The 21,629-nt window shown below is 40.1% G+C and carries 19 protein-coding genes and 2 pseudogenes; 3 read left to right on the forward strand and 18 right to left on the reverse strand.

Annotation, left to right across the window (positions count from 1 at the left end):
• Positions 1 to 67: 67 nt before the first annotated feature.
• From KKD20_05510 to uvrA, 13 genes and pseudogenes are all read right to left on the reverse strand, one after another.
• Entirely contained in the window at positions 68 to 205 is a 138-nt protein-coding gene (locus KKD20_05510) for a DUF4198 domain-containing protein (GenBank protein ID MBU4332546.1), read from the reverse strand.
• A 201-nt stretch (positions 206 to 406) separates the two neighbouring features.
• Positions 407 to 2,515 carry a phosphoenolpyruvate synthase gene (gene ppsA, locus KKD20_05515; protein MBU4332547.1) on the reverse strand — a complete coding sequence of 703 codons (2,109 nt, stop codon included), beginning with the start codon at positions 2,513 to 2,515 and terminating at the stop codon, positions 407 to 409.
• Positions 2,516 to 3,958: 1,443 nt separating this feature from the next.
• Positions 3,959 to 4,441: pseudogene (locus tag KKD20_05520) on the reverse strand (phosphoenolpyruvate synthase).
• Between the two features lie 143 nt (positions 4,442 to 4,584).
• Positions 4,585 to 4,917 carry a DUF4870 domain-containing protein gene (locus KKD20_05525; protein ID MBU4332548.1) on the reverse strand — a complete coding sequence of 111 codons (333 nt, stop codon included), beginning with the start codon at positions 4,915 to 4,917 and terminating at the stop codon, positions 4,585 to 4,587.
• A 291-nt stretch (positions 4,918 to 5,208) separates the two neighbouring features.
• Positions 5,209 to 6,837, reverse strand: a complete 1,629-nt coding sequence (gene groL, locus KKD20_05530; protein ID MBU4332549.1) for a chaperonin GroEL — start codon at positions 6,835 to 6,837, stop codon at positions 5,209 to 5,211.
• Between the two features lie 260 nt (positions 6,838 to 7,097).
• A pseudogene (locus KKD20_05535) lies at positions 7,098 to 7,387 on the reverse strand (co-chaperone GroES).
• Between the two features lie 239 nt (positions 7,388 to 7,626).
• Positions 7,627 to 7,950 carry a hypothetical protein gene (locus tag KKD20_05540; GenBank protein MBU4332550.1) on the reverse strand — a complete coding sequence of 108 codons (324 nt, stop codon included), beginning with the start codon at positions 7,948 to 7,950 and terminating at the stop codon, positions 7,627 to 7,629.
• A 14-nt stretch (positions 7,951 to 7,964) separates the two neighbouring features.
• A complete protein-coding gene (locus KKD20_05545) occupies positions 7,965 to 8,222 on the reverse strand; it encodes a hypothetical protein (protein ID MBU4332551.1) in 258 nt (85 codons plus the stop codon).
• Positions 8,223 to 8,452: 230 nt separating this feature from the next.
• The gene (locus KKD20_05550; protein ID MBU4332552.1) at positions 8,453 to 8,788 is read right to left on the reverse strand and encodes a type II toxin-antitoxin system PemK/MazF family toxin; all 336 of its coding nucleotides are present in this window, start codon (positions 8,786 to 8,788) and stop codon (positions 8,453 to 8,455) included.
• Positions 8,789 to 8,791: 3 nt separating this feature from the next.
• Positions 8,792 to 9,028 carry a hypothetical protein gene (locus KKD20_05555; protein ID MBU4332553.1) on the reverse strand — a complete coding sequence of 79 codons (237 nt, stop codon included), beginning with the start codon at positions 9,026 to 9,028 and terminating at the stop codon, positions 8,792 to 8,794.
• Between the two features lie 18 nt (positions 9,029 to 9,046).
• A complete protein-coding gene (locus KKD20_05560) occupies positions 9,047 to 10,465 on the reverse strand; it encodes an O-antigen ligase family protein (protein ID MBU4332554.1) in 1,419 nt (472 codons plus the stop codon).
• A 60-nt stretch (positions 10,466 to 10,525) separates the two neighbouring features.
• On the reverse strand, positions 10,526 to 11,473 hold the full coding sequence (locus tag KKD20_05565; protein ID MBU4332555.1) for a hypothetical protein: 948 nt from the start codon (positions 11,471 to 11,473) through the stop codon (positions 10,526 to 10,528).
• A 26-nt stretch (positions 11,474 to 11,499) separates the two neighbouring features.
• A complete protein-coding gene (gene uvrA / locus KKD20_05570) occupies positions 11,500 to 12,990 on the reverse strand; it encodes an excinuclease ABC subunit UvrA (protein ID MBU4332556.1) in 1,491 nt (496 codons plus the stop codon).
• 73 nt (positions 12,991 to 13,063) lie between these two features.
• On the opposite strand from uvrA, the gene KKD20_05575 reads away from it, so the two are divergent.
• Positions 13,064 to 13,366 carry a hypothetical protein gene (locus KKD20_05575; GenBank protein ID MBU4332557.1) on the forward strand — a complete coding sequence of 101 codons (303 nt, stop codon included), beginning with the start codon at positions 13,064 to 13,066 and terminating at the stop codon, positions 13,364 to 13,366.
• Between the two features lie 51 nt (positions 13,367 to 13,417).
• Here KKD20_05575 and KKD20_05580 read toward each other — a convergent pair whose 3' ends face one another.
• The 3 genes from KKD20_05580 to KKD20_05590 all read right to left on the reverse strand — a co-directional run bounded on the left by KKD20_05580 (position 13,418) and on the right by KKD20_05590 (position 15,916).
• Positions 13,418 to 14,836 carry a hypothetical protein gene (locus KKD20_05580; protein MBU4332558.1) on the reverse strand — a complete coding sequence of 473 codons (1,419 nt, stop codon included), beginning with the start codon at positions 14,834 to 14,836 and terminating at the stop codon, positions 13,418 to 13,420.
• A gap of 210 nt (positions 14,837 to 15,046) precedes the next feature.
• A complete protein-coding gene (locus KKD20_05585; protein MBU4332559.1) occupies positions 15,047 to 15,232 on the reverse strand; it encodes a hypothetical protein in 186 nt (61 codons plus the stop codon).
• Positions 15,233 to 15,409: 177 nt separating this feature from the next.
• A complete protein-coding gene (locus tag KKD20_05590) occupies positions 15,410 to 15,916 on the reverse strand; it encodes a hypothetical protein (GenBank protein MBU4332560.1) in 507 nt (168 codons plus the stop codon).
• A gap of 193 nt (positions 15,917 to 16,109) precedes the next feature.
• Here KKD20_05590 and uvrC point away from each other — a divergent pair, with 193 nt between their 5' ends.
• The gene (gene uvrC, locus KKD20_05595; protein MBU4332561.1) at positions 16,110 to 17,969 is read left to right on the forward strand and encodes an excinuclease ABC subunit UvrC; all 1,860 of its coding nucleotides are present in this window, start codon (positions 16,110 to 16,112) and stop codon (positions 17,967 to 17,969) included.
• On the opposite strand, the gene prs is transcribed toward uvrC, so the two are convergent.
• Both prs and KKD20_05605 read right to left on the reverse strand, forming a co-directional pair.
• Complete coding sequence (gene prs, locus KKD20_05600; protein ID MBU4332562.1) at positions 17,961 to 18,977, reverse strand: ribose-phosphate diphosphokinase; 1,017 nt, start codon at positions 18,975 to 18,977, stop codon at positions 17,961 to 17,963. The genes uvrC and prs overlap by 9 nt on opposite strands.
• A gap of 100 nt (positions 18,978 to 19,077) precedes the next feature.
• Positions 19,078 to 21,267, reverse strand: coding sequence for a UvrD-helicase domain-containing protein (locus KKD20_05605; protein MBU4332563.1), 2,190 nt, complete (start codon positions 21,265 to 21,267; stop codon positions 19,078 to 19,080).
• A gap of 126 nt (positions 21,268 to 21,393) precedes the next feature.
• Between KKD20_05605 and secG the strand changes: the two genes are divergently transcribed.
• The gene (secG, locus tag KKD20_05610) at positions 21,394 to 21,612 is read left to right on the forward strand and encodes a preprotein translocase subunit SecG (GenBank protein ID MBU4332564.1); all 219 of its coding nucleotides are present in this window, start codon (positions 21,394 to 21,396) and stop codon (positions 21,610 to 21,612) included.
• Positions 21,613 to 21,629: the final 17 nt, after the last annotated feature.

Raw genomic sequence — 21,629 nt, forward strand, 5'->3', positions numbered from 1 at the left:
GCATACTTTTTACTGTGCGAGTCCGAACAATAAAACAAGACAATATCCCCCCTCTCGAGGATGAATATTAGGCCTTGGCATATTGTTGATACATTTTACTAATTAGTTCAGCGTGCTCCTTATAAATCGCTTGCTGTTCTTTATCTTTTTTAAATTCCTTCCAAGTACCACGCTTTACTCTTAGTTGTTTGCTCTTTTTATCCATTTTAGCAATGTTAAAAATCTTAAAAAATATTTCCTCCCAACACTAATATCTATACTAACTCAAAATAAAAAATCTGTCAATCCCACTGCCACAAAAGCACAAAATGCCACAAAAAATTATCAATTATTAATTATCAATTATTAATTATTAACCCCTTGTGACATTTTATAAACTTATAATTATCTTATCAAACATCAAGCTTCACATCCTCAGCGCCCGCTCTTTCTCAAGCACCTTAACCGTGGTCTTCACGACAGTATCCGAAATCAAAGAAATTGAATCAATGCCGCACTCTACTAAAAACTGGGCAAAGTCCGGAAAATCACTCGGCGCTTGACCGCAGATACCAATTTTCTTGCCGTTTTCTCGCGCCGCTTTTATCACCTGTCTCACCAGATCTTTGACGGCTTTATTTCTCTCGTCATACACGTGGGCCACAATTTCGCTGTCTCTATCCACGCCAAGCACCAGCTGGGTTAAATCATTAGAGCCAATGGAAAAACCGTCAAAAATTTTAAAAAACTCTTGAGCTAAAATTACATTGGAAGGGATCTCGCACATCACATAAACTTCTAATCCGTCTTTACCGCGTTTCAAACCGCATTTTTCCATAATTTTTAAAACTTTCTTGCCTTCTTCCACTGTTCGGCAAAAGGGCACCATTATTTTTACATTAATAAGTCCCATCACTTCCCGCACTCGTTTTAAAGCATAACACTCCAGTTCAAATGCTGGCTTAAATTTCTCATCATAATAACGGGAAGCCCCGCGCCAGCCGATCATGGGATTTGACTCTTCGGGCTCAAAATATTTTCCGCCTAAAAGCGTAGCGTATTCATTAGTTTTAAAATCGCTTAAACGGACAATCACATCTTTAGGATAAAAAGCCGCGGCAATTTGGGCAATCCCTTCGGCCAATTCATAAATATAATAATCCGTCTTTTTCTTGTATTCACGCGTTTTCTCCTCAATCTGTTGCCTCACTGATTTGTCTTTAATCTTGTCAAAATTAACCAAAGCCAAAGGATGCACTCCTATATAACTGGAGATTATAAATTCCTCCCTAGCCAGCCCCACGCCGTCATTGGGAATAAACGATTCCCGCATCGCTTCTTCTGGATTTCCAATATTCATCATTATTTTTGTTTTTGGCTGCTTTAAAGTTTTAAGATTTGTCTTATTGACCTTGTATTTTACCTTGCCCTGATAAACAAAACCCTGCTCGCCGCCAGAGCAATCAACCGTGACTTCCTGGCCAGTTTTCAAAACTTTAGTGCCGTCTTCTGTTCCCACGATACACGGGATACCAAGCTCCCGGCTGACAATCGCCGCGTGGCAAGTTCTACCCCCGCTATTCGTCACAATCCCGGCGGCAATCTTCATAATCGGCTCCCAGTCCGGGTTAGTCATCTCGGTTACTAAAACTTCGCTCTTCTGAAAAGAATGAATCCCCCGAGTATCTTTAATCACATTCACTTTGCCCGCACCTATCTTATTACCAACACTTTTACCTTGAATTAATATTTTTCCTTTTTGGATCAGCCGATACTCCTCAAGCACATTAACATCACGAAGTGCCTGTACTGTTTCTGGCCTAGCTTGCACAACATACAATTCGCCGGTAATCCCATCTTTAGCCCATTCAATATCCATTGGTTTTTTATAATGCTCTTCAATCGCCATCCCCCATTTTGCTAACTTTAAAACCTCGTCATCGGTAATAGCATATCTCTTGCGTAAGCCTTTGGGAACCGGGATATTCTTTGTTGGACCTTTACCCGGCACCCTGCTATACACCATCTTAATTTTTTTATCGCCCGGTCGTTTAGAAATAATCGGTTTGAATCCTTGCTTAAGGGTAGTTTTAAAAACATAATATTCATCCGGGGTTACTTTGCCCTGAACAATATTTTCACCCAGACCATAGATGGAATTTACTAGAACTACATCCCGAAAGCCAGACTCGGTATCAATCGTAAATGTTACCCCGCTCGCTCCTTTATCCGCCCGCACCATTTTCTGCACCCCGATGGAAAGGGAAACCTGAAAATGATCAAAACCCTTATCCTCGCGATAACTAATGGCTCGATTTGTAAAAAGTGAAGCAAAACATTTCTTGCAGGCAGAAAGTAAGTCGTGCTCACCCTTAATGTTTAAATAAGTCTCCTGTTGCCCAGCAAAAGAGGCTGAATTATGAGTAATTATCCCTCCAATCCCTGCAGCAAAATTTTCAACCCCCGGAACTACAAAATCATACACTGGCTCACTATAATCTATTGGTTCAATCTTCTTGATTTGGTCCCAAAGCACTGATTTGCTTGCCAACAAATTATCAAAAAATCCTATTTTATAAGATTTGACAACTTCTCTTAGCTTCTTCGTTCCAAAACTGCCGGAAAAAATTGCCTTATTCCAAGGGCTCATCCCTTTCTTAAATCTACCCCTTTTATCATAGTATATGTATCTTCCTTGAATCTGCTTAGGTGTCTCGTAAAATGTCTTGTGACAAAATCGACAATAAAACCTTTCTTTACCCTTATAATAACTTGACCTCTCTATTTCCTTCTTGCAACTTGGGCATACATTAATTTCAGTCTCCTTTTTGGGTAAACTATCTATAAAGTGTTCTTTAATTTCTTTTGACAAAAATTCATTGATATTTATTCTATTCTTAAATTGAATATTCTTGGTCTTCTTGTAATTCTCAATCAGCTGATCCAACTTACAAACCTTGCTTTTAACTGTAAAGCCAACAAGATTTCTAAAACTCTCTGCCTCATGATAAGGAATCACAATATCAATACTCTTGCTCCTTTTTCGCAAATAAAACTCAACTCCCAGTATCTCTAACAACTTTACTATTCCGCCAATCAACATCTCGGATGTAGAAGTGTAAGATATTATTCTATGAGAAACATAACCATCGCCATCAAAACATCCTCTTAAAAATTCCCCAATCAATTCTATGTTCCACTCAAAAACAAATTCTGGAATTTTTTTAATACGACAAGATCTTCCCTTTCCCTTTTGACTGCCAATAGGCTCCCCTGTAACTATGTGCAAAAATCTAACCAACGACTTGCAATAAACCCTTAAAGTGCTTCTATTAACCTTTTGTCTATTATATAATCTTAAAGATTTGCAAAAACTAATTACCCGACTCATTACTTCTCTGTCACTGTTTGTAATCATCACACAATTATTTCTATAAGTAGAACCTTCGGCTAAATAAATACCCAAAAAATAAGCAAAGTCTTTGGTAAAATAAATTCTACTTGGCAGCCCATGTTGAATTTTCCAGTTGCTAGACTTATTTTTAATCTTTATTAAACCATTATCCTCTACGACATCATCGCCTTCTATATAATCTAAAAAATCTAAATAATCATCTATACTTAAAGTCCCTTCAGGTAATTTTTTTATCACCGGTAACTTCTCGTTGCCCTCCAAGTCTCCGATTGAAGCCACTTCGCTTGGCTTTAATGTTCTCTCATCTAAAACAATTAACGTATGATTTGGTGAAACTGTTATTTCTCGACCCGTAACAGTAGTTATTTTATACAATCTATCCTCACTTGTTTTATGCTTATAAATTTCTTTGACTTTGCACCATCTAATCTCATTATCATCTAAAGCTGGAATTTCAATCTCATAACCTCTACCACCACCAACCAAATCATAAATCTCTTTCATCTTCCGATAATAAATTTTTCCGTCAATTTTAACTATGATATGTTCATCTTCAGATATACTCGGCAAATCCTCTGCTGTCGCGCTGGAGCGGACAGCAACATCTACCCGCGAGCTCTTGTATTCCCGACTCAACTTTTTATAAGCTTGGGTAATTTCTGTTTTTAGCTGCTCTGGCAATTTGGCTTTTAAAATCGCCTTTCGCACTTTAGCGCCGCGCTCCATCAAATTTCTGACGTTATGCGTGTCTAAATCTTTCAAAATATCTTTTATCTCTTGTTCAATCCCGGCTTCCTTTATAAATTGCTGATAAGCATACGCGGTAACAGCAAAACCATTAGGAATTTTAATTCCCTCTTTTGTAAGTTTTGAATACATCTCACCCAATGAAGCGTTTTTGCCGCCAACTGCGGGAATGTCTTTAATAGTGATTTCCTTGAACCAAAGGATGTTGGATTTTCGAAGACCCCGAGCTTGTTGAGGAGTATTTTTTTGCATGGAAAATTTTTTGATTAATAAAATTGTTTCAGTCAGAGCTAAGCTCATCTGTGTCAGCTTTGCCTTTGGCTGAAATAAGGTTAACAAAAATAACAAAATTATTAACTTTATTAACTACTGTATTAACCTATTAACTACTGCGATTGTTCAAAATGTTGCGTGTTGCGTGTTTCGTGTTTCGTGAATCGTGATTAAAACTTAAACTTCTTTGCATACTTCCCTAACACCGGCATCTCCCACATCTTACCAGCCAAGGCATTTATAATACCCATTACCGAAAACAGGACAGCAACGATCCAACCGAGAAAAGATAAAAGCCAACCAAGCAAGGGCACCACGGCAATAATAATCAAAGCAATCTCACCAATAAAAAGCACTAGTCCTTGTCTGGCGTGGTGCTGGGCAAACTTGCTTTGTTTCTTGACCAACAAGGGAATGATGCATAAAATCCCAATGTAGGAAATCACGCCCATGGCCCGGTCAATGTCAATCTCCGGGGTTTGAATAGGTTTTTCTTCTGGCATAAAATTAAGGTTATTAGTTAGATTAGTTAGATTAGTTAGATTAGTTAGATTAGTTAGATTAGTTAAATTAGTTAGACTGATGAAGTTCTTTAACCAATAACCAATCTAACTTATAACTCTCTTTATTATACAACAATAAAAGAATCTTGACAAACATTTCTGTAACCAAAAAGCGCCCCAGTTTCCCAAGGACGCTTTTTTATTATGCATGCATCAATTTGCAGCTATTCGCAATTTTTAGCTATTCGCAATTCGTATCTATTCGTCTTCAATTCGTATCCGTTCGTGTCATTACATCATCCCCATTCCACCACCCATGCCAGCAGGCGGCATATATTCTTTCTTCTCCGGCAAATCAGTAACCACTGCCTCGATCATCAAAAACATCCCAGCAATAGAAGCTGCGTTTTGCAGGGCGCTGCGAGTCACCTTAGTCGGATCAATAATACCAGCCTGAACCAAATCTTCATATCTATTTTCTGCCGCATTATAACCGAAATTACCTTCATGCTTTTTGACTTCTTCACAAACTACAGAACCTTCTTTACCGGCATTTTCAGCAATCATTTTAACTGGATCTTCTAAAGCCCGGCGTAAAATATCAATGCCAATCCTTTCCTCATCAGTTGCCTGAACATTATCTAAGGCAGAACTTGCCCGAAGCAAGGCAACACCGCCTCCAACTACAAAACCTTCTTCAACTGCGGCCTTGGTTGCTTCTAAGGCATCTTCAACCCGGTGCTGTTTTTCTTTTTGTTCGGTTTCCGTGGCTGCGCCGACTTTAATTACAGCCACCCCGCCGGAAAGCTTGGCCAAACGTTCTTGGAATTTTTCTTTATCAAAATCACTATCGCTTTGTTTTAATTCTCTTTTAATTTGCTCAATGCGCTCCTTAATCTTTTGTTCATCGCCCTTGCCTTCAATAATAGTAGTATTTTCTTTGGTAGAAACCACCCGGCGCGCCTGACCCAAATCTTCAACTGTAACATTTTCTAATTTCAAACCCACCTCTTCGGTAATAACCTTGCCGCCGGTAAGTATGGCAATATCTTGAAGCGTTTCCTTGCGTCTGTCGCCAAAACCCGGAGATTTGACTGCTAAACCGTTAAAAGTGCCGCGCAGTTTATTAACCACTAAAGTAGCTAGGGCTTCGCCATCAACTTCTTCAGCAATAATTACTAAATCTTTTTTGCCGGACTGCGCTAATTTTTCTAAAAGAGGCACAATATCATTAACACTGGAAATCTTTCGGTCAGTGATTAAAATATAAGGGTCTTCAAAAACCGCTTCCATCTTATCAGCATTAGTAATCATGTATGGTGAAACATATCCTTTATCAAATTGCATGCCTTCCACATATTCAATTTCTGTGCCAAAGCTTTGAGATTCTTCAACTGTAATTACTCCGTCTTTGCCCACTTTATCCATGGATTCGGCAATGATTTTACCAATTGATTTATCATTAGCAGAAATTGAAGCTACTTGTTCAATTTCTTCATGACCAGAAACCGGCTTAGAAATCTTTTCCCTAAGCTCTTTGACGACAGCTTCCACTCCTTTATCAATGCCCCGTTTAATAGCCACTGGGCTAGAGCCAGCCACGACATTCTTCATGCCTTCATGAATTAAACTTTGGGCTAACAAAGTGGCGGTAGTAGTACCGTCACCAGCCACATCATTGGTTTTACTGGCGACCTCCTTAACAAGTTCGGCTCCAACATTCTCAAACTTGTCTTCAAGCTCGATTTCTTTAGCCACAGTAACGCCGTCTTTCGTAATGGTTGGTGAACCAAAACCTTTGTCCAAAACCACATTACGTCCTCTTGGACCCAAAGTAGCCACTACGGCTTGAGCTAATTTATCAACCCCCCTTAAAAGCGCTTGACGCGATTGTTCATTGTATAAAATTTGTTTAGCCATATATTTTCTCCACAGATAGCCACGGATTTTATACGGATAGCCACTGATCACGGATATCCTATCCATAGCAATTTAAATTTATTGATTTATTAGTTTATTAATTTATTAACTTAAGAAGATAACAATTGTATTACTATAAGTTACGCGAAGGCTGGGCGCAGCCCTGAACCTAAGCGTTAGCGCATGGTTCGGGGCGCAGCGAAACCGAGCTTATTACAACAAGTTACAAATTACATCCATGCTCATATGCCCCACAAGTATTATTCTAAAATCGCAATAATATCCGATTCAGAAATCACTAAGTATTCCTCTTCATCAACCTTTATTTCGTCAGGTGAATATTTTTTGAACATCACCTTGTTGCCAACAGCCACGCTCATTGGCGCGCGCTGGCCATTGTCTAATAATTTTCCCGGACCAACAGCAATAACTTCGCCTTTTCCGGCTTTTCTTTTTCCGCGGTATCCGGCAAAATAATGCCAGCTTTAGTGACTTCGTCTTCGCCGCTGGGTTTGATCACAACATTGTCGTGTAATGGTTTCAGATTCATAGTTTTTCTCCGAATTTAACGAATACTACTAATATTACTATTTTAAGCAATATTCGTTTTATTAGTATTTATTAGTATTTATTAGTATTTATTAGCACTCTATAGCTTCAAGTGCCAAATAAGGCCATTACATTATTATATATGATTTAAAAAAAATGTCAAGCCCCCTAAATAAAAAGGGCGGAAAACCGTAGTCTTCCGCCACCATGCCATGAATTATAGTGTTATCTCGTCTATCTTCACAAACGAGCAAGAATTAGCTCTCCCAGCCTTGCCATTTTCTCTTGGGTGTCCTCACCGTCATCGGCGCTAAAACCTCGCTGGTCCAAAATTTCCATCAAACGCTCTTTGTTATTCGCAAGATAAATGAACAAACAAAGTAATAGGGGATCACGAATAACCAAAGAATAACTATCAAGTTCGTCAATGAGGCCGAGAGCGCTCTTTATTATCCCGTCGTCACTAAAATCATCCCCATCAAGATGCCCGAATTTTATCAATACGTTCCTCAATGCCTCAAGCTGTGCTCCCTTAAAAATCACCTGTACAATATCATCACTCATGCTTCCTCCTTAATTTAGGTTTCGTCTCCAGCACAGGCCATCTGACAACGATGCACTCTTCCCAACTCAAGCAACACCCGAGTATCATGAAACCCAAAAATAAACTCCTTAAAAACCTTAGCCACTGCTTGGTTGCCGCCAGCTTCAACATGATCCAAAACCCCAAAGGTTGCCATTACGTCTTTCAACTGTTCGGCGTCCTCTTCACTAAAAATGACTACTGCATTCTTAGAAAAAAATTCCTTAAGCCAATTGAGCCAAACCAGGTTCATATCTCTAATAATGCGCTCGCGAGCATCACTATCTAATTACAAACAACGAGACAGCTCCACACCAACTAATTCTTTGAGCGCCTTAACAACATCTTTCATTTCTTGAACAGCCGCAACGCCTCCTTAACTTAAAGTTTAACTTCATGAAAAGAACCGCCTCCCAATATCATAACTTATCACACCTAATTTTCCATGTCAACCCCAAAACTAACCAACCAGCGCATTACCTCTTAAAAAATGAACCGCAACTGCTGCTTAATTTCCCGAAATTCCTCCTTGCTCAAAATCCCAACCCTTTTTTGCAAACGTTCCTTATCTAAAGTCCGAATTTGAAACAACAATACCACTGAATCCCTGTCAAGCCCAGAAATCTCCTTGGATAAAAAATAAGTAGTTAGTCTGCCCTTAGCTTTAAGATTAGAAGTTATTGGCGCAATAATTACCGTACTCAAATTCTTATTCAAAATATTATTCTGCAAAATCAAAACTGGCCTAAATCCTGCCTGTTCATGCCCTTTTATTGGATTAAGATTTGCTAAATAAATTTCTCCTTGATGAATTGTCATAATTTATTTAACTTCTGATTGAATTAAAGTCCAGTCATCTTCACTTGGCAAATCATCAAAATTAATCTGAGACAGGGCTCTGGTGTCCTTATCAAGTTTCTTTTGAAACCAAAACTCTAAAGCCCTCTTGATTATATAACTCTGCGTTAAATTTTCCCTCATCGATATTCCCTTAAGCTCTTTAACCAATAAAGAGGGTAATAAAGCAGAAATCCGAGTTGTCTTTGTCGCTGTATCCATAATTTACTAAATTAAATATTACGATTTCATATTATCATATCGTAATACAAAAGTCAACCCCAAAACCAACCACCAAAGCATCGCTCCAAAATACAAAGACCAGAAATAGTGATCAAAAAAAGATAAAATAATTGCCACTATCAATATTATAAAAAAATTCAAAGCCCAAATATCCTGCCTCGTTTTTCTGATAATTGATAATTGATAATTGATAATTGATAAAAGTATTCCCGCAAAAAACAGCAAACCAAAAATCCCAATCTCCGTCCAAACCAAAAGCCACAAATTGTGCACCGGCTGATAATCCCAAGCCTTTTTCTCTTCCATTCTCGCCTCATCGCCTTCACTCAAAACACCTTTTACGGAAGCAGACATCACAATCTCTCGCTGCCCTGGGGTGTGTCCATATAAATATAAAGTATAGTTTCCAATCCCCACACCCTTAAACCAATTATCCTTGATCAATGACCAGGCTTCTCTGTAACCAGCCAGCCGTTCCGTATTCGACATTGTCTCTAACCGTCCTTGACCAGCCACCCTCGCCATAAACGGCGCTTTGAATGTTATCCCAAAAACCGCAACAGTAAGTATTGTAATAACTAGTAATTTAAAACTAATAATTTTTCTAAGCTTATCTTTTCTAAATAAAGTAATAAAGTAATAAAGTAATAAAGTAATAAAGAACGCCACCCACGCTCCCCTGGAAAAAGTGGCCAGCAACCCAAACAATATAACAATATAACAATATAACAATATAACAATTTTAAAAATTGATGGCCTATCTTTTTCACACTGACCCTCGTACAACCCCACGCACATAACCAGCCCCGCGACCAACCAACCCGCTAACATGTTGGGGTGTGACAAACTGCCATAAGCCCGCAGCCAACGTTCTAGACCGACTTCAACCACGGAAACGCCCAAATCCCTGGCATTATGCAAAGCCATACCCAGCCATTTGCTGGCAAAAGTTTCTTGAAGCAAAAACTGCCAAATACCCAAACCTGCCTGAAACGTCGCTGAAGCCACAATTGCACCAGCAATTTTTTTGTAATCCAGCTTTGTTGAAACAATTAACCAAAAAAGTAAAACCCCCTCAAACAGCCGCAACCAGCCATAAAGCGCTAGCCCCGAATCCTCCGCCCACCACACTGACAGCACGCTCCACATTAAAAACAACAATATAGCAATATAACAATATAACAATTTTTTTGGAATCTTGAATCTTGAATCTTGAATCTTGCCACCGAAAAGTCTCAACACCACCAGCACCCACAACAAAATCTCCGTTCCATACAACGAATACGTCCCATACTCCCACGCCCCGCCGTTCAGCAGGCCCTCATGCCAAATCCATCTTGTCTGCCAAGGCAACAAAAAAACCAGGAGGTACATCCCCCATTCGATAATTTTATTAAGTCTATTTTCCATCTTCATAAATTTTATTAGAGGTATTTGAGTTTATTAGAGGTATTCGAGATAAACACCGCGCGCGCATCACTCAATATTTTGCCCAATAATCCTTCTCTTAAACTCGTCCCTGTAATATCCACGCCTGTCATTATCGTGAAATTTCAACATTCGGTCATTAACAATAACATCAGTATTCTTATTAGCCAAGTCCTTCAATCTCCTCGGCATAATCCTCATCTGCAGCCATCGGTAAAACCTCTCGTCAACATTTAAAAATAGCTTCTCACAAAAACACCTTAACAATTTAGCAATGCCACCCTTGGACCTTTCGACAAAGCTCAAGGCTTGGGGTCTTCGACAATTTAACAATTTTCTTCGCCCAATCATCTCCCACCCATAATCATTTTCACAAACCCACAAATTCTGTCCTCTAAACTTATCATAGATACCTTCGTCAAAAATCGGCGCCACCTGTTCCAGCCAATAATGCAAATAAATATCGTCAGCTAGTTTAATTTTCTCCAAATCCAAACTCTCTTCGGTCGTAAAAAAGCTCGCGCAAATTTTATCTCTGGTCTTTTCTCCTTTTGGGCGTAAGCCTAAAATCTTCAACGCCATTAAAATAAAAAAGCGGCAGCACCAAATTCTGCCAGCCTTACTAACAATAAATAAATCAATATCGCTTTTATCTCGAGCATTACTGTAAGCCAAATTATTGCAAACCGCAATCATCCGCACAAAAGGAAGCGACTTTAAAATTTTTAACACTCGCAAAGCTCGTCTAAACTTTCTTTCAGCAATATTATATCTTTGCATTCGCTGACTCACTAATCCATGCCTGTCTTTCAAAAAATAAAATCCATCACGACTCATGACCAATCCCTCATGACTCAAATACTCCAAGCACTTTCTGACCTCTGACATCCAACTTTTGGTATCTGAATACCGCCCCACCTCCATCAATGTTAACGGATAATCAAAAATATCAAAATACACAATCACTGATAAAATTGATTTTTCTAAATCGGACATATTTTATCCATTACTTAATTACTTTATTACTTTGTTACTTTTCTAAGCCACTGCCCTGTATAACTTTTACTCACATTTTTCACTTCATCCGGCGTTCCCTCCGCAATCACGTATCCACCCTTATCCCCGCCTTCCGGACCTAAATCAATAATCCAATCCGCATTTTTAATCACATCCATATTATGTTCAATTACCAAAACACTGTTGCCCCTATCAACCAGCTGGTGCAATACCTGGAGCAAGCGGTCAACATCAGCAAAATGAAGACCGGTTGTTGGTTCGTCTAAAATATATAAAGTTTTACCAGTAGCCCGGCGGGAAAGTTCAGTGGCTAATTTCACTCGTTGGGCCTCGCCGCCGGAAAGCGTGGTCGCGGATTGGCCCAGATGAATATAACCCAAACCCACATCATAGAGGGTTTTTAATTTTTGATAAATAATCGGAATGTTTCTAAAAAACGCTATTGCTTCCTCTACGGTCATTTCCAAAATATCAGCAATATTTTTGCCTTTATAATGAATCTCCAAAGCTTCTCTATTGTATCGCCTACCATGGCAAACCTCGCACTCCACATAAACATCCGGCAAAAACTGCATTTCTATCCGCACCATGCCATCGCCTTGGCAGGCCTCGCATCTTCCGCCCTTAACATTAAAACTAAACCTGCCGGCTTTATAGCCCCGAATTTTGGCTTCCGGCACTTGGGTAAAAAGATCTCTGATATAAGTGAAAACACCGGTATAAGTCGCCGCGTTTGAGCGTGGGGTTCTGCCAATTGGCGACTGATCAATATTAATCACTTTATCAATATGTTCTATCCCCAAAATCTCTTTATGTTTACCGGGCAAGTCTTTAGCGTGATATAGCTGCTGACTTAAGGCTTTAGCTAAAATTTCTATCATCAAAGTAGATTTGCCGCTGCCCGAGACTCCAGTCAAACAAACAAACCTGCCCAAGGGAATCCTAACATTAATATCTTTTAAATTGAACGCGCTTGCCCCTTCAATCTCAATCGCCTTGCCATTGCCTTTACGTTGTTTCTTTCTCTTTTCAACCTTAAGTTTACCTGACAAATACTGGCCAGTTATTGATTTTTTATTTTTCTCAATCTCCTGCGGCGTACCTACGGCCACAATCTCGCCTCCGTGTTCGCCAGCGCCAGGTCCGATATCAATAAGCCAATCCGCGCTCCGCATGGTCTCTTCATCATGCTCCACCACAATCACGGTATTTCCAAGGTCTCGCAGATTTTTTAAAGTCTCAATCAGTTTGGCGTTATCCCTCTGGTGCAAGCCAATGGTCGGCTCGTCTAAAATATAAATTACTCCAGTCAGGGCCGAGCCAATTTGCGTGGCCAGCCGAATCCTCTGCGCTTCGCCCCCGGAAAGCGTCTGCGCCGCCCGATCCAAAGTAATATAATTCAAACCCACGTTTTCTAAAAACGAGAGCCGATTAGAAATCTCTTTCAAAATTTGGTTAGCTATTTTTTTGTCGCGAGGGGATAATAGACTTGACATTAATTTTAAAATCCGTAAAATTAAAGAATCAACTCGTTCGTTTTGTTCTTTAAACCATCACTGGGAGATAAATATGAATTTCAAATACGGGATCGCGCCCGGGCAACACCGACTTTCCTTATCAGAAGAAGATATTAAAGAGCTCAAACTTGGAAAAACCCTAAGATGTGTTATTGACGAAAGTTCACTTTGGGTAAAAGTATTCAAGTCAGCAGAACATCTCAAAAATCAAAATGTTGTTCCTGTTCTAGACTCAGCCAATAACTACTGCGGTTTCGGTTTTAAAATGTCATTTCTGAAAGACCTTGTTTGCGCCGCTGACCACTGTTTAAGGGTACCTATTGAGGACGAGGTACTGATAATCTGTTTAGTCTAAAGCAGGGCGAGGCTTCCTCGCAAGCCAGGATAAATTATTATTCTGGTTTTTTTACTTCGCCAATCCCGCAAAAAACGCCTTGCATTCTTCCACCGTCATCTCTGTCACCTCGCTAATATTCTTCCCTCCCACTGTCACTGCTAAAGCCTCGGGCCTTAAACGTTTACCCCCGCAGCTTGGGCATAATTTTACTCGCATATATTTCTCTATCTCTATTCTGATATAATCAGATTGAGTTTCTTTGTAACGTCTCTCTAAATTTGGAATCACGCCTTCATATTTAGTACTTAAATCGCCATCAAAACTTTCCGACGTATAATCAACTTCATATCGTTTATTCCCGGTCCCATAAAGTACAATCTCCAGCTGGTTTTTCGTTAAATTCTTAACTGGCTTATTGATAGAAAAACTATTATCTTTGGCCACGGCCTCTAAAATTTTAAAATACCAGCCCTGATTCACGGAAATCCGGGACCAAGGCCGAATTGCGCCCTGGCTAATGCTTAAATTTTTATTAGGAATCACCATATCCGAATCCACTTCCAGTTTTGTGCCTAATCCGCTGCAAACCGGACAAGCTCCATACGGTGAGTTAAACGAAAAACTCCGAGGCTCAATTTCTGATAGGTTAATATCGCATTTTGGGCAAGAAAAATGCTGACTAAACAAAAATTCCTTATTATCGTCAGGCAAGCATACTATGACCAAACCATTACCTAAATCTAAAATAGTTTCCAGTGATTCAGCCAGGCGAGACCGCTCTTGTTTAGTTGGTTTAGAATTAATTTCCAAACGGTCAACCACCACTTCCAAACTGTGTTCTTTCATCTTATCAACTGTTAAATCTTCTGCTTCTTCAATAGAATAAATTGTGCCGTCAAAACGCACCCGCACATATCCGGCTTTCCGCACCTCTTCTAACACATGCTTATGCTCACCTTTTTTATCCCGAATAATCGGTGCTAAAAGCATTAACTTGACTCTTTTTTCCCGCTCTGAAGCAATTTTAAATATCTTCTCAATAATTTGGTCATTAGATTGCCGGCTAATCTCATCCCCGCATTTTGGACAATGAGGCTTTCCAATTCGCGCAAATAAAAGACGGAGATAATCATAAATCTCCGTAGTTGTTCCAACTGTTGACCGCGGGTTATGGCTTACGTTTCTTTGGTCAATGGAAATCGCTGGCGCCAAACCGTCAATTTGGTCCACATCCGGCTTATCCATCAGCCCCAAAAACTGGCGGGCATAAGAACTCAAACTTTCCACATATCGGCGCTGGCCCTCAGCATAAATCGTATCAAAAGCCAGAGAGGATTTACCGCTGCCCGAAAGCCCGGTAATCACCACAAATTTATTCCGCGGAATTTCCACATCAATATTTTTAAGATTATGGACCCGGGCGCCTTTGATGACAATGGAGTCCTTTGTCGCGGTCGTCTTATTATTTTTAATATTATTCCTGGGCATAGTATATCTAATGATAACTCGTAACTAGTGACTCGTCACTGGCCATTGGAAGTCTAGACCCTAATTACGAATTACGAGTTACTAATAACCAACATTAACACTCATTATACAGTAATTTTAAAATGAGGTCAATAAACAACAGTGGATATAAAAAGCAGTGAACCGAAATGATCCACTGCCCAAAACCTGCTCGAACGACTTGCTTGTTGCTTAAGCGGCAACTTTGGGTGTAGTTATAAAAAACCAGCTCCTTTTACCGCAAGTATCACAGGGATAGCTCACTTCCCTATTCCCTCCGATACCTTGGTACTCCGCGACTTCTTCCCTTATATCAAGCTTCCCGCCACACCCAAAGGAACATGAATACTTAACTTTCTCATTCTTGTCAGAGCGCATGACAACTCTCCTCCTTAATTATGTGTAAATATTAACCGTCACTTTGTTTCATGTTGTATGCATCATGCCTCATAAAAAATGATACCTAATTTTCAAAAAAATGTCAAAAGTGCTGTGGTATAAAAAAGAGCGCCTGCCAAATTACAACAAGCGCCCTAAATCTCTTTTTCCCCCAATTTACACGAGGGTAATGATCACCTTCCTCCCCTCGCGCCGGACCTCCAGCCGAAAGGTGTCCCTGCTCCAGTGACGCAGGAGAATTGGTTCAAACTCCTTTTCCTGCGCCTCTTCGTCTTCACTGTCCGGGAACACCCTAAGGTTATTGACATACCCCTTCCCGTCAGAAGCCACCCTTATCTCAAACGGCTTCCGTTCCGACAACCGCCAAACTCTCTCAAAAACTAATCCCTGCGAGTCCTGTCCAATCCGCAAAGACAAACCCATACGGACATCTTCAGCTAACTCGTCAGGAATTGAGAAGGCCAACTCACCATCCTTCTCTTCCACCGCCTCCAATAAATACACCCAGTTTAAATCCTTACTCCCGGTCTGATGCACGACATACTGGGACGAGGATTCAAACTGCTCCACCATCTCATCACCTACCCTGCATGAGACAGCGACAGCTAAACCTCCCACTTCTTTCTCCTGCACCACAAACATACGCCATTTCTTCGAATTCATAACTCCCTCCTTTCAAAAAATGATTGTGAGTGGTTGAAATGCCAATATTACTAAACTTAATCAATATTTAACACTATCATAAATCCAAAAAAAAGTCAATGGTTGTATCTTCGCTAACATTAGCAGAACTAAGCTCAGCTTTGTCAGCTTTGCCAAAATTTACAGGTAATCATAAAAATGCTATATTATAATCATGAATACCTTATTATCTAAAAAAATCAAAATATTACCCCAAAAACCCGGTATTTACCTTTTTTTGGCCAAAGGCCAATCCACCTCTGGCGGAAAAGGCAAAACCGGAAATATTATCTATATTGGTAAGGCTAAAAACCTGAAAAAGCGCGTCAGTTCATATTTTCAAAAAAGTAAGAACGTAACGGCTGACAAATTAGTAATGATTAGTAAAATTGCTGGTTTAGAATATATAATCACAGATAACGAGGCGGAGGCGCTTTTATTGGAAGCCAACCTCATTAAAAAACATCAACCCCAATTCAACATCATTCTCAAAGATGATAAAAATTTCCTCTATATAAAACTAAACCTCGAGCAAGAGTGGGCCCGCGTAGAATTCGTCAGAAGGCCTCAAATCGTCGTCAATAAAAATAATAAAATTAATAAAGTTAATAAAATAGTTAATAGAGTTAATAAATACTTCGGACCCTATGCTTCAGCAGACTCGGCCCGTCGCACTGTCAAGTTGCTCTCCCGCATCTTCAAATTCTGCACTTGTAAAAATTTCACCAAAAAGTCCTGCCTCAAGTTTCATCTCGGCTGGTGCGTTTGCCCGGCAGAAACAAAAATCTCTAATTCTGACTACAGAAAAATTTTTGTTCACGTCGCCAAATTTTTAAAAGGCCAAACAAATGAAATTCTTCGCGAACTAAAAATTGAAATGAAAAAATCCTCAAATCAAAAAAAGTATGAAAAAGCCGCCCATCTTCGCGATCAAATTCAAGCCATTAAAAAAGTAACCGCTAAACAAAAAGTTATTACTCTTAAAAATGAAAACTATGACATTGTGTCCCTAGCTCGTAAAGACGACCTAACATGCGTAAATTTATTTATTGTCCGCCATGGTAAATTGATTAATAAACTAAATTTTATTTTAGAACATACCAAAAATTCAAAAGACGCCGAAATCATTGAATCATTTATTTCTCAATATTATGCTAATTCTAATGATATTCCCAAAGAGATAGTCGTCCCCAAAAAATTATCAATTATCAATTATCAATTATTTGACCAGGAAAAATGCAAAAAATCAACTATCTCAACGCCATCACGCGGTAAAAAATATCAACTAATCACCCTCGGAACCCAAAACGCCCAGGATTATCTGAAACAACAATTGAACAATCAAACAATCGAACAATCGAACAATGAAAAGGTATTAACCGAATTAAAAAAGCTTCTCCGTCTTCCAAAACCCCCACGCAGAATTGAGGCCTACGACATCTCCAACATCCAAGGCACTGATGCCACCGGCTCTCTGGCAGTTTTTACCAATGGCCAACCCGATAAATCCGAATACCGCAAATTTAAAATTCGCACGGTCAAGAGTGCCAGCGACGTCGCCATGATGGCCGAGGTCGTCTCCCGCCGATTGCAAAACAAAGACTGGCCAAAGCCCGATCTAATTCTCCTGGACGGCGGCAAACCCCAGCTAAACGCTGTTTCAAAAATCAACACCGTAAAATTATTAATTATCAATTATCAATTATCAATTATCTCCCTCGCCAAAAAAGAAGAACATATTTTTCTGCCTAACCGCAGCCAACCAATCGTCCTCCCCAAGTCATCGTCAGTTCTCCAGCTCCTCCAGCGCATCCGCGACGAGGCTCACCGCTTTGCCCGAAGCTACTATCTTAAACGACATCAAAAAACATCTGTTCATTCTGCGCTTGATGATATTCCGGGCATCGGTCCCAAAACCAAAAAGGGCTTATTACAAAAATTTGGTTCGGTTGGGGGAATAAAAAAAGCGACTCTCGCGGAAATCACGAAAGTCGCCGGAAAGAAAAGGGCGGATGCAATCCAAGAACTATTGTAAAACCAGTCGACTTACACTCCTTTCCTCGTGAATATTATGAATCGCTTGAGCAATCATTGGGGCCACTGAGACAACCTTAATTCTCCCGCAATCTATTGCCTCTTCACTTAAAGGAATGGTATCTGTGACATAAAGCCTCCTAATCCGCGACTGCATCAAACGTTCAATGGCTGGGCCGGAAAGCACTGGATGAGTGCAAAATGCGTATTGCTCTTCTGCGGGAACCGCTTCCGAAGCTGCAAATAATGATCCAAAAGTATCCACCACATCATCAACAAATATACCAATTCTCTTAATTTTACCAACAACATTCATTACCTCGGCCTTATTAGCTTCTGGCCTTCTTTTATCTATAAAAGCGACATCCTGCCCCAAACTCTTGGCATGAAAACGGGCGATCTTGAGACCGCCAATATCCGGACTAATGATAGTAAAATCTTCACGTAAACTGATGCATTCGTCTTCCTTAAGGCGTAAAGATTTAATGAAAGGCACGAATACATATGATGCGTACAGCTTATTTACCGGAGCATCGAAAAAACCCTCAATTTGATCAGCATGAAGCTCATGTAATAAATACTCCCGGCTAATCGTATTAAGGAAAGAAGCTTCTAAAACATCAGCTACCAATTTAGCAGCAATCAACTTTCCCGATTTATCTTTTCTGTCCTGTCTTGCATAACCTAAATAAGGTATAACCGGCGTGATTCTCCTCGGCGACCTATGAGATACCGCCCTAATCAAACAGCATAATTCCCAAAGGTTTTCAGCCGGAGGTTGGATTGACTCAATTATGAATACATCCCGCCCTCGGGAATTATCTACCCATTCTTCATTATCAAATGAATGAACGCCAAGTCTTACAGCCACTTCGCCATCGCTAAACCTACCCACGAAAGCTGGCGATAACCCAATGTCTTCACCCCTAATCTTTGAGAGTTCTCGACAAACTTTTTCTGCCAAAGGCCGGTTGCTGGTTCCGGTGAATACGGAAATTGGTTCTTGCATCACCATTCCTCCTTCTGCTAAGGGTGAAATTTAGAACCTCCCTATTTAAAAAGAACTATTGAGTATTTTATTGTAACATACCTGATTTTTTTGCAAAATTTTATTCCACATTATTCCTTTCCACCAGTTCCTCCGGTACCTCCTCTAAAAATCTTGATGGCGGATTCACCTGAATATTACCGTACAACATCCGCTGACGGGCATAAGCCAAATATAAACGTTGCTTTGCCCGAGTAATGCCGACATAACACAACCGCCGTTCTTCTTCCACTTCTTCTAAAGATTCCATGGAATTAGAATGCGGAAACAACCCTTCTTCCAAACCCACCACGAATACAACTGGAAACTCTAATCCCTTGGCCGCGTGCAGGGTCATCAAAGTAACGGCCTGGGAACTCTCTGTTTCTAAGGCATCAATATCAGTCATCAAAGCCGCTTCTTCTAAAAATGCTTCCAATCCTTCTTGTCCTTGGCGCGAATCATATTTCGTAGCTACGGTTTTCAACTCCTGCACGTTTTCCCAGCGGATTTTATTTTCTTCACTGCCGTCAAGAAGATAATCTTTATATCCTGATTTGGTTAAAATCAAATCAATAATCTCGCTTACCGTCAAAGATCTCATCTTAATTTGCACGTCCCTTATTACAATTCCAAACCTTTTAAACGCCTCGCGCCGTTCTCCCCGCAAGGTACCCAGTTTTTCTAAGTTATCGCCCAAAGTAAAAATGTCCATCATCTGCTCTTTGCATGCCTGCTCTATTCTATCAACACTCCTGACCCCAATGCCTCGCGAAGGTTCATTAATAATCCGCCGTAAACTTACAAAATCATCAGGATTATTAAGTAAACGCAAATAAGCCAAAGTATCTTTTACTTCTTTGCGCTCATAAAACTTTACTCCGCCAATAATCCGATACGGCACCCCATAATCCATAAAAACTTCTTCTAAAGCCCGCGACTGGGCATTAACCCGATAAAGTACCACGTATTTGTTCCATTCAATATCAGCCTTAGCAAAATCAATATCAAGATGATGCTGGCGCACATCTTCATCTTTCCGAAACCTTTTTCCTTTCAGCTCCGCCAACACCCGATCAAGCAATCCAACCTTGGGCTCCTCCTCGTATTCATATGTCAACTCCTCATCCAAGTTTTGAATTTTGAATTTTGAATTTTGAATTTTTTTAGAATTTAGGATTTCGGATTTAGGATTTATCAGGCCTTCACATTCCACTACCTTCCTCAACACCAGCTCTCCTTCTCCCCATTCATCTTCCACTTCCCAAACTTCTGGCTTGAAACCCTTATCATTGCGAGTCCATAAATCCTTTTGCTTTTGCCGGGTATTATTTTTGATAAGAGCGTTCCCCAGGTTCAAAATCGCCTGGGTAGAGCGATAATTTTGTTCTAAAAAGACCACCTGCGCTTCTGGATAGTCTTTTTCGAAATTTAAAATATTTTTCATATTAGCTCCGCGCCAGCCATAAATTGACTGGGCGTCATCGCCAACCACATATAAATTCCGATGCGCTTGAGCTAACATTTGCGTCCAGACATATTGCGCCTGATTAACATCTTGGTACTCATCAACCAAAATATACTTAAACCAATGCTGATACTTGGCTAGCGCCTGGGGGTGCTTTAACCAGAGCTCAACCAGCTTCATAATCAAATCATCAAAATCAAAAGCCTGGTTTTCTTTAAGCTGATATTGATACAGGCGATAAACTTGGGCTGTAATTTCCTGGATAAAATTTCCCACCCGAGATTCGTATTCATCAACATCAATTAAATTATTTTTGGCTTTAGAAATCAGGCTATGAATCGCCCGAGGCGCAATTTCTTTAGGGTTAAGTTGGAGTTCTTTCATGACCCTTTTTATTAATCCCAATTGGTCAGTGCTGTCATAAATCGTAAATGATTTTTTATAACCTAAAAGCTCGGCTTCTTTTCTTAAAATTCTAGCGGAAACCGAATGAAAAGTGCCTATCAGAGGAAAAGAACCTCGGAAGGCTTCGGAAGGCGGCATTCGCGAATGCCGCCTTCCGAAGCCTTCTATTTTCAATAAATCATCCACCCGCTCTTTCATCTCCCCGGCCGCTTTGTTTGTAAAAGTCACCGCCAATATATTGCCCGGACGCACTACCCGATTTTGAATTAAATAAGCAATCCTGTAAGTTAATGTCCTAGTTTTTCCGCTCCCTGCCCCGGCCAAAACTAAAACCGGTCCCCTTGACATTTGGACCGCTTGGGCTTGTTTAGCATTCAGTTGATTTAATAATTCATTCATAATAAAATAACTTGAAGGGCAACACTATTATAACCAAACCCCGCCAAAAACACAAACCTAGGGGGGAACTAAAAACATTGACAACTTTTCCGCTTTCTGGTAATATAAAAACATAATCATAAACTTATGCAAATCCTGCCTATTATTCAAATTATCGTCTCTGTATTGCTTATCGCCTCTATCCTGCTCCAACAGCGCGGCAGTGGCCTAGGAGCGGCTTTTGGGGGTGGTGAGATGGTTTATAGAACTAAAAGGGGCGCGGAAAAAGCTATCTTTGTTTCCACTATTATTCTCTCTACCGCCTTTTTGGGATTAGCCCTGGCTAATATTTTGCTGGCCAGTTAATTCTATCTTAAAAACAG

This window comes from Patescibacteria group bacterium, from assembly GCA_018896645.1.
Lineage (GTDB): Bacteria > Patescibacteriota > Patescibacteriia > UBA2591 > JABMQE01 > JAHIMF01.

Excerpts from the sequence above, each read along its gene's own strand:
- KKD20_05560 (MBU4332554.1), bottom strand. The coding sequence starts at position 10,465 with ATGAAGATGGAAAATAGACTTAATAAAATTATCGAATGGGGGATGTAC.
- prs (MBU4332562.1), bottom strand. The coding sequence starts at position 18,977 with ATGCAAGAACCAATTTCCGTATTCACCGGAACCAGCAACCGGCCTTTG.
- KKD20_05540 (MBU4332550.1), bottom strand. The coding sequence starts at position 7,950 with ATGAGTGATGATATTGTACAGGTGATTTTTAAGGGAGCACAGCTTGAG.
- KKD20_05580 (MBU4332558.1), bottom strand. The coding sequence starts at position 14,836 with ATGCCCAGGAATAATATTAAAAATAATAAGACGACCGCGACAAAGGAC.
- KKD20_05575 (MBU4332557.1), top strand. The coding sequence starts at position 13,064 with ATGAATTTCAAATACGGGATCGCGCCCGGGCAACACCGACTTTCCTTA.
- KKD20_05545 (MBU4332551.1), bottom strand. The coding sequence starts at position 8,222 with ATGAACCTGGTTTGGCTCAATTGGCTTAAGGAATTTTTTTCTAAGAAT.
- KKD20_05555 (MBU4332553.1), bottom strand. The coding sequence starts at position 9,028 with ATGGATACAGCGACAAAGACAACTCGGATTTCTGCTTTATTACCCTCT.
- secG (MBU4332564.1), top strand. The coding sequence starts at position 21,394 with ATGCAAATCCTGCCTATTATTCAAATTATCGTCTCTGTATTGCTTATC.
- groL (MBU4332549.1), bottom strand. The coding sequence starts at position 6,837 with ATGGCTAAACAAATTTTATACAATGAACAATCGCGTCAAGCGCTTTTA.
- KKD20_05590 (MBU4332560.1), bottom strand. The coding sequence starts at position 15,916 with ATGAATTCGAAGAAATGGCGTATGTTTGTGGTGCAGGAGAAAGAAGTG.
- uvrC (MBU4332561.1), top strand. The coding sequence starts at position 16,110 with ATGAATACCTTATTATCTAAAAAAATCAAAATATTACCCCAAAAACCC.
- KKD20_05525 (MBU4332548.1), bottom strand. The coding sequence starts at position 4,917 with ATGCCAGAAGAAAAACCTATTCAAACCCCGGAGATTGACATTGACCGG.
- KKD20_05550 (MBU4332552.1), bottom strand. The coding sequence starts at position 8,788 with ATGACAATTCATCAAGGAGAAATTTATTTAGCAAATCTTAATCCAATA.
- KKD20_05585 (MBU4332559.1), bottom strand. The coding sequence starts at position 15,232 with ATGCGCTCTGACAAGAATGAGAAAGTTAAGTATTCATGTTCCTTTGGG.
- KKD20_05565 (MBU4332555.1), bottom strand. The coding sequence starts at position 11,473 with ATGTCCGATTTAGAAAAATCAATTTTATCAGTGATTGTGTATTTTGAT.
- uvrA (MBU4332556.1), bottom strand. The coding sequence starts at position 12,990 with ATGTCAAGTCTATTATCCCCTCGCGACAAAAAAATAGCTAACCAAATT.
- KKD20_05605 (MBU4332563.1), bottom strand. The coding sequence starts at position 21,267 with ATGAATGAATTATTAAATCAACTGAATGCTAAACAAGCCCAAGCGGTC.
- KKD20_05510 (MBU4332546.1), bottom strand. The coding sequence starts at position 205 with ATGGATAAAAAGAGCAAACAACTAAGAGTAAAGCGTGGTACTTGGAAG.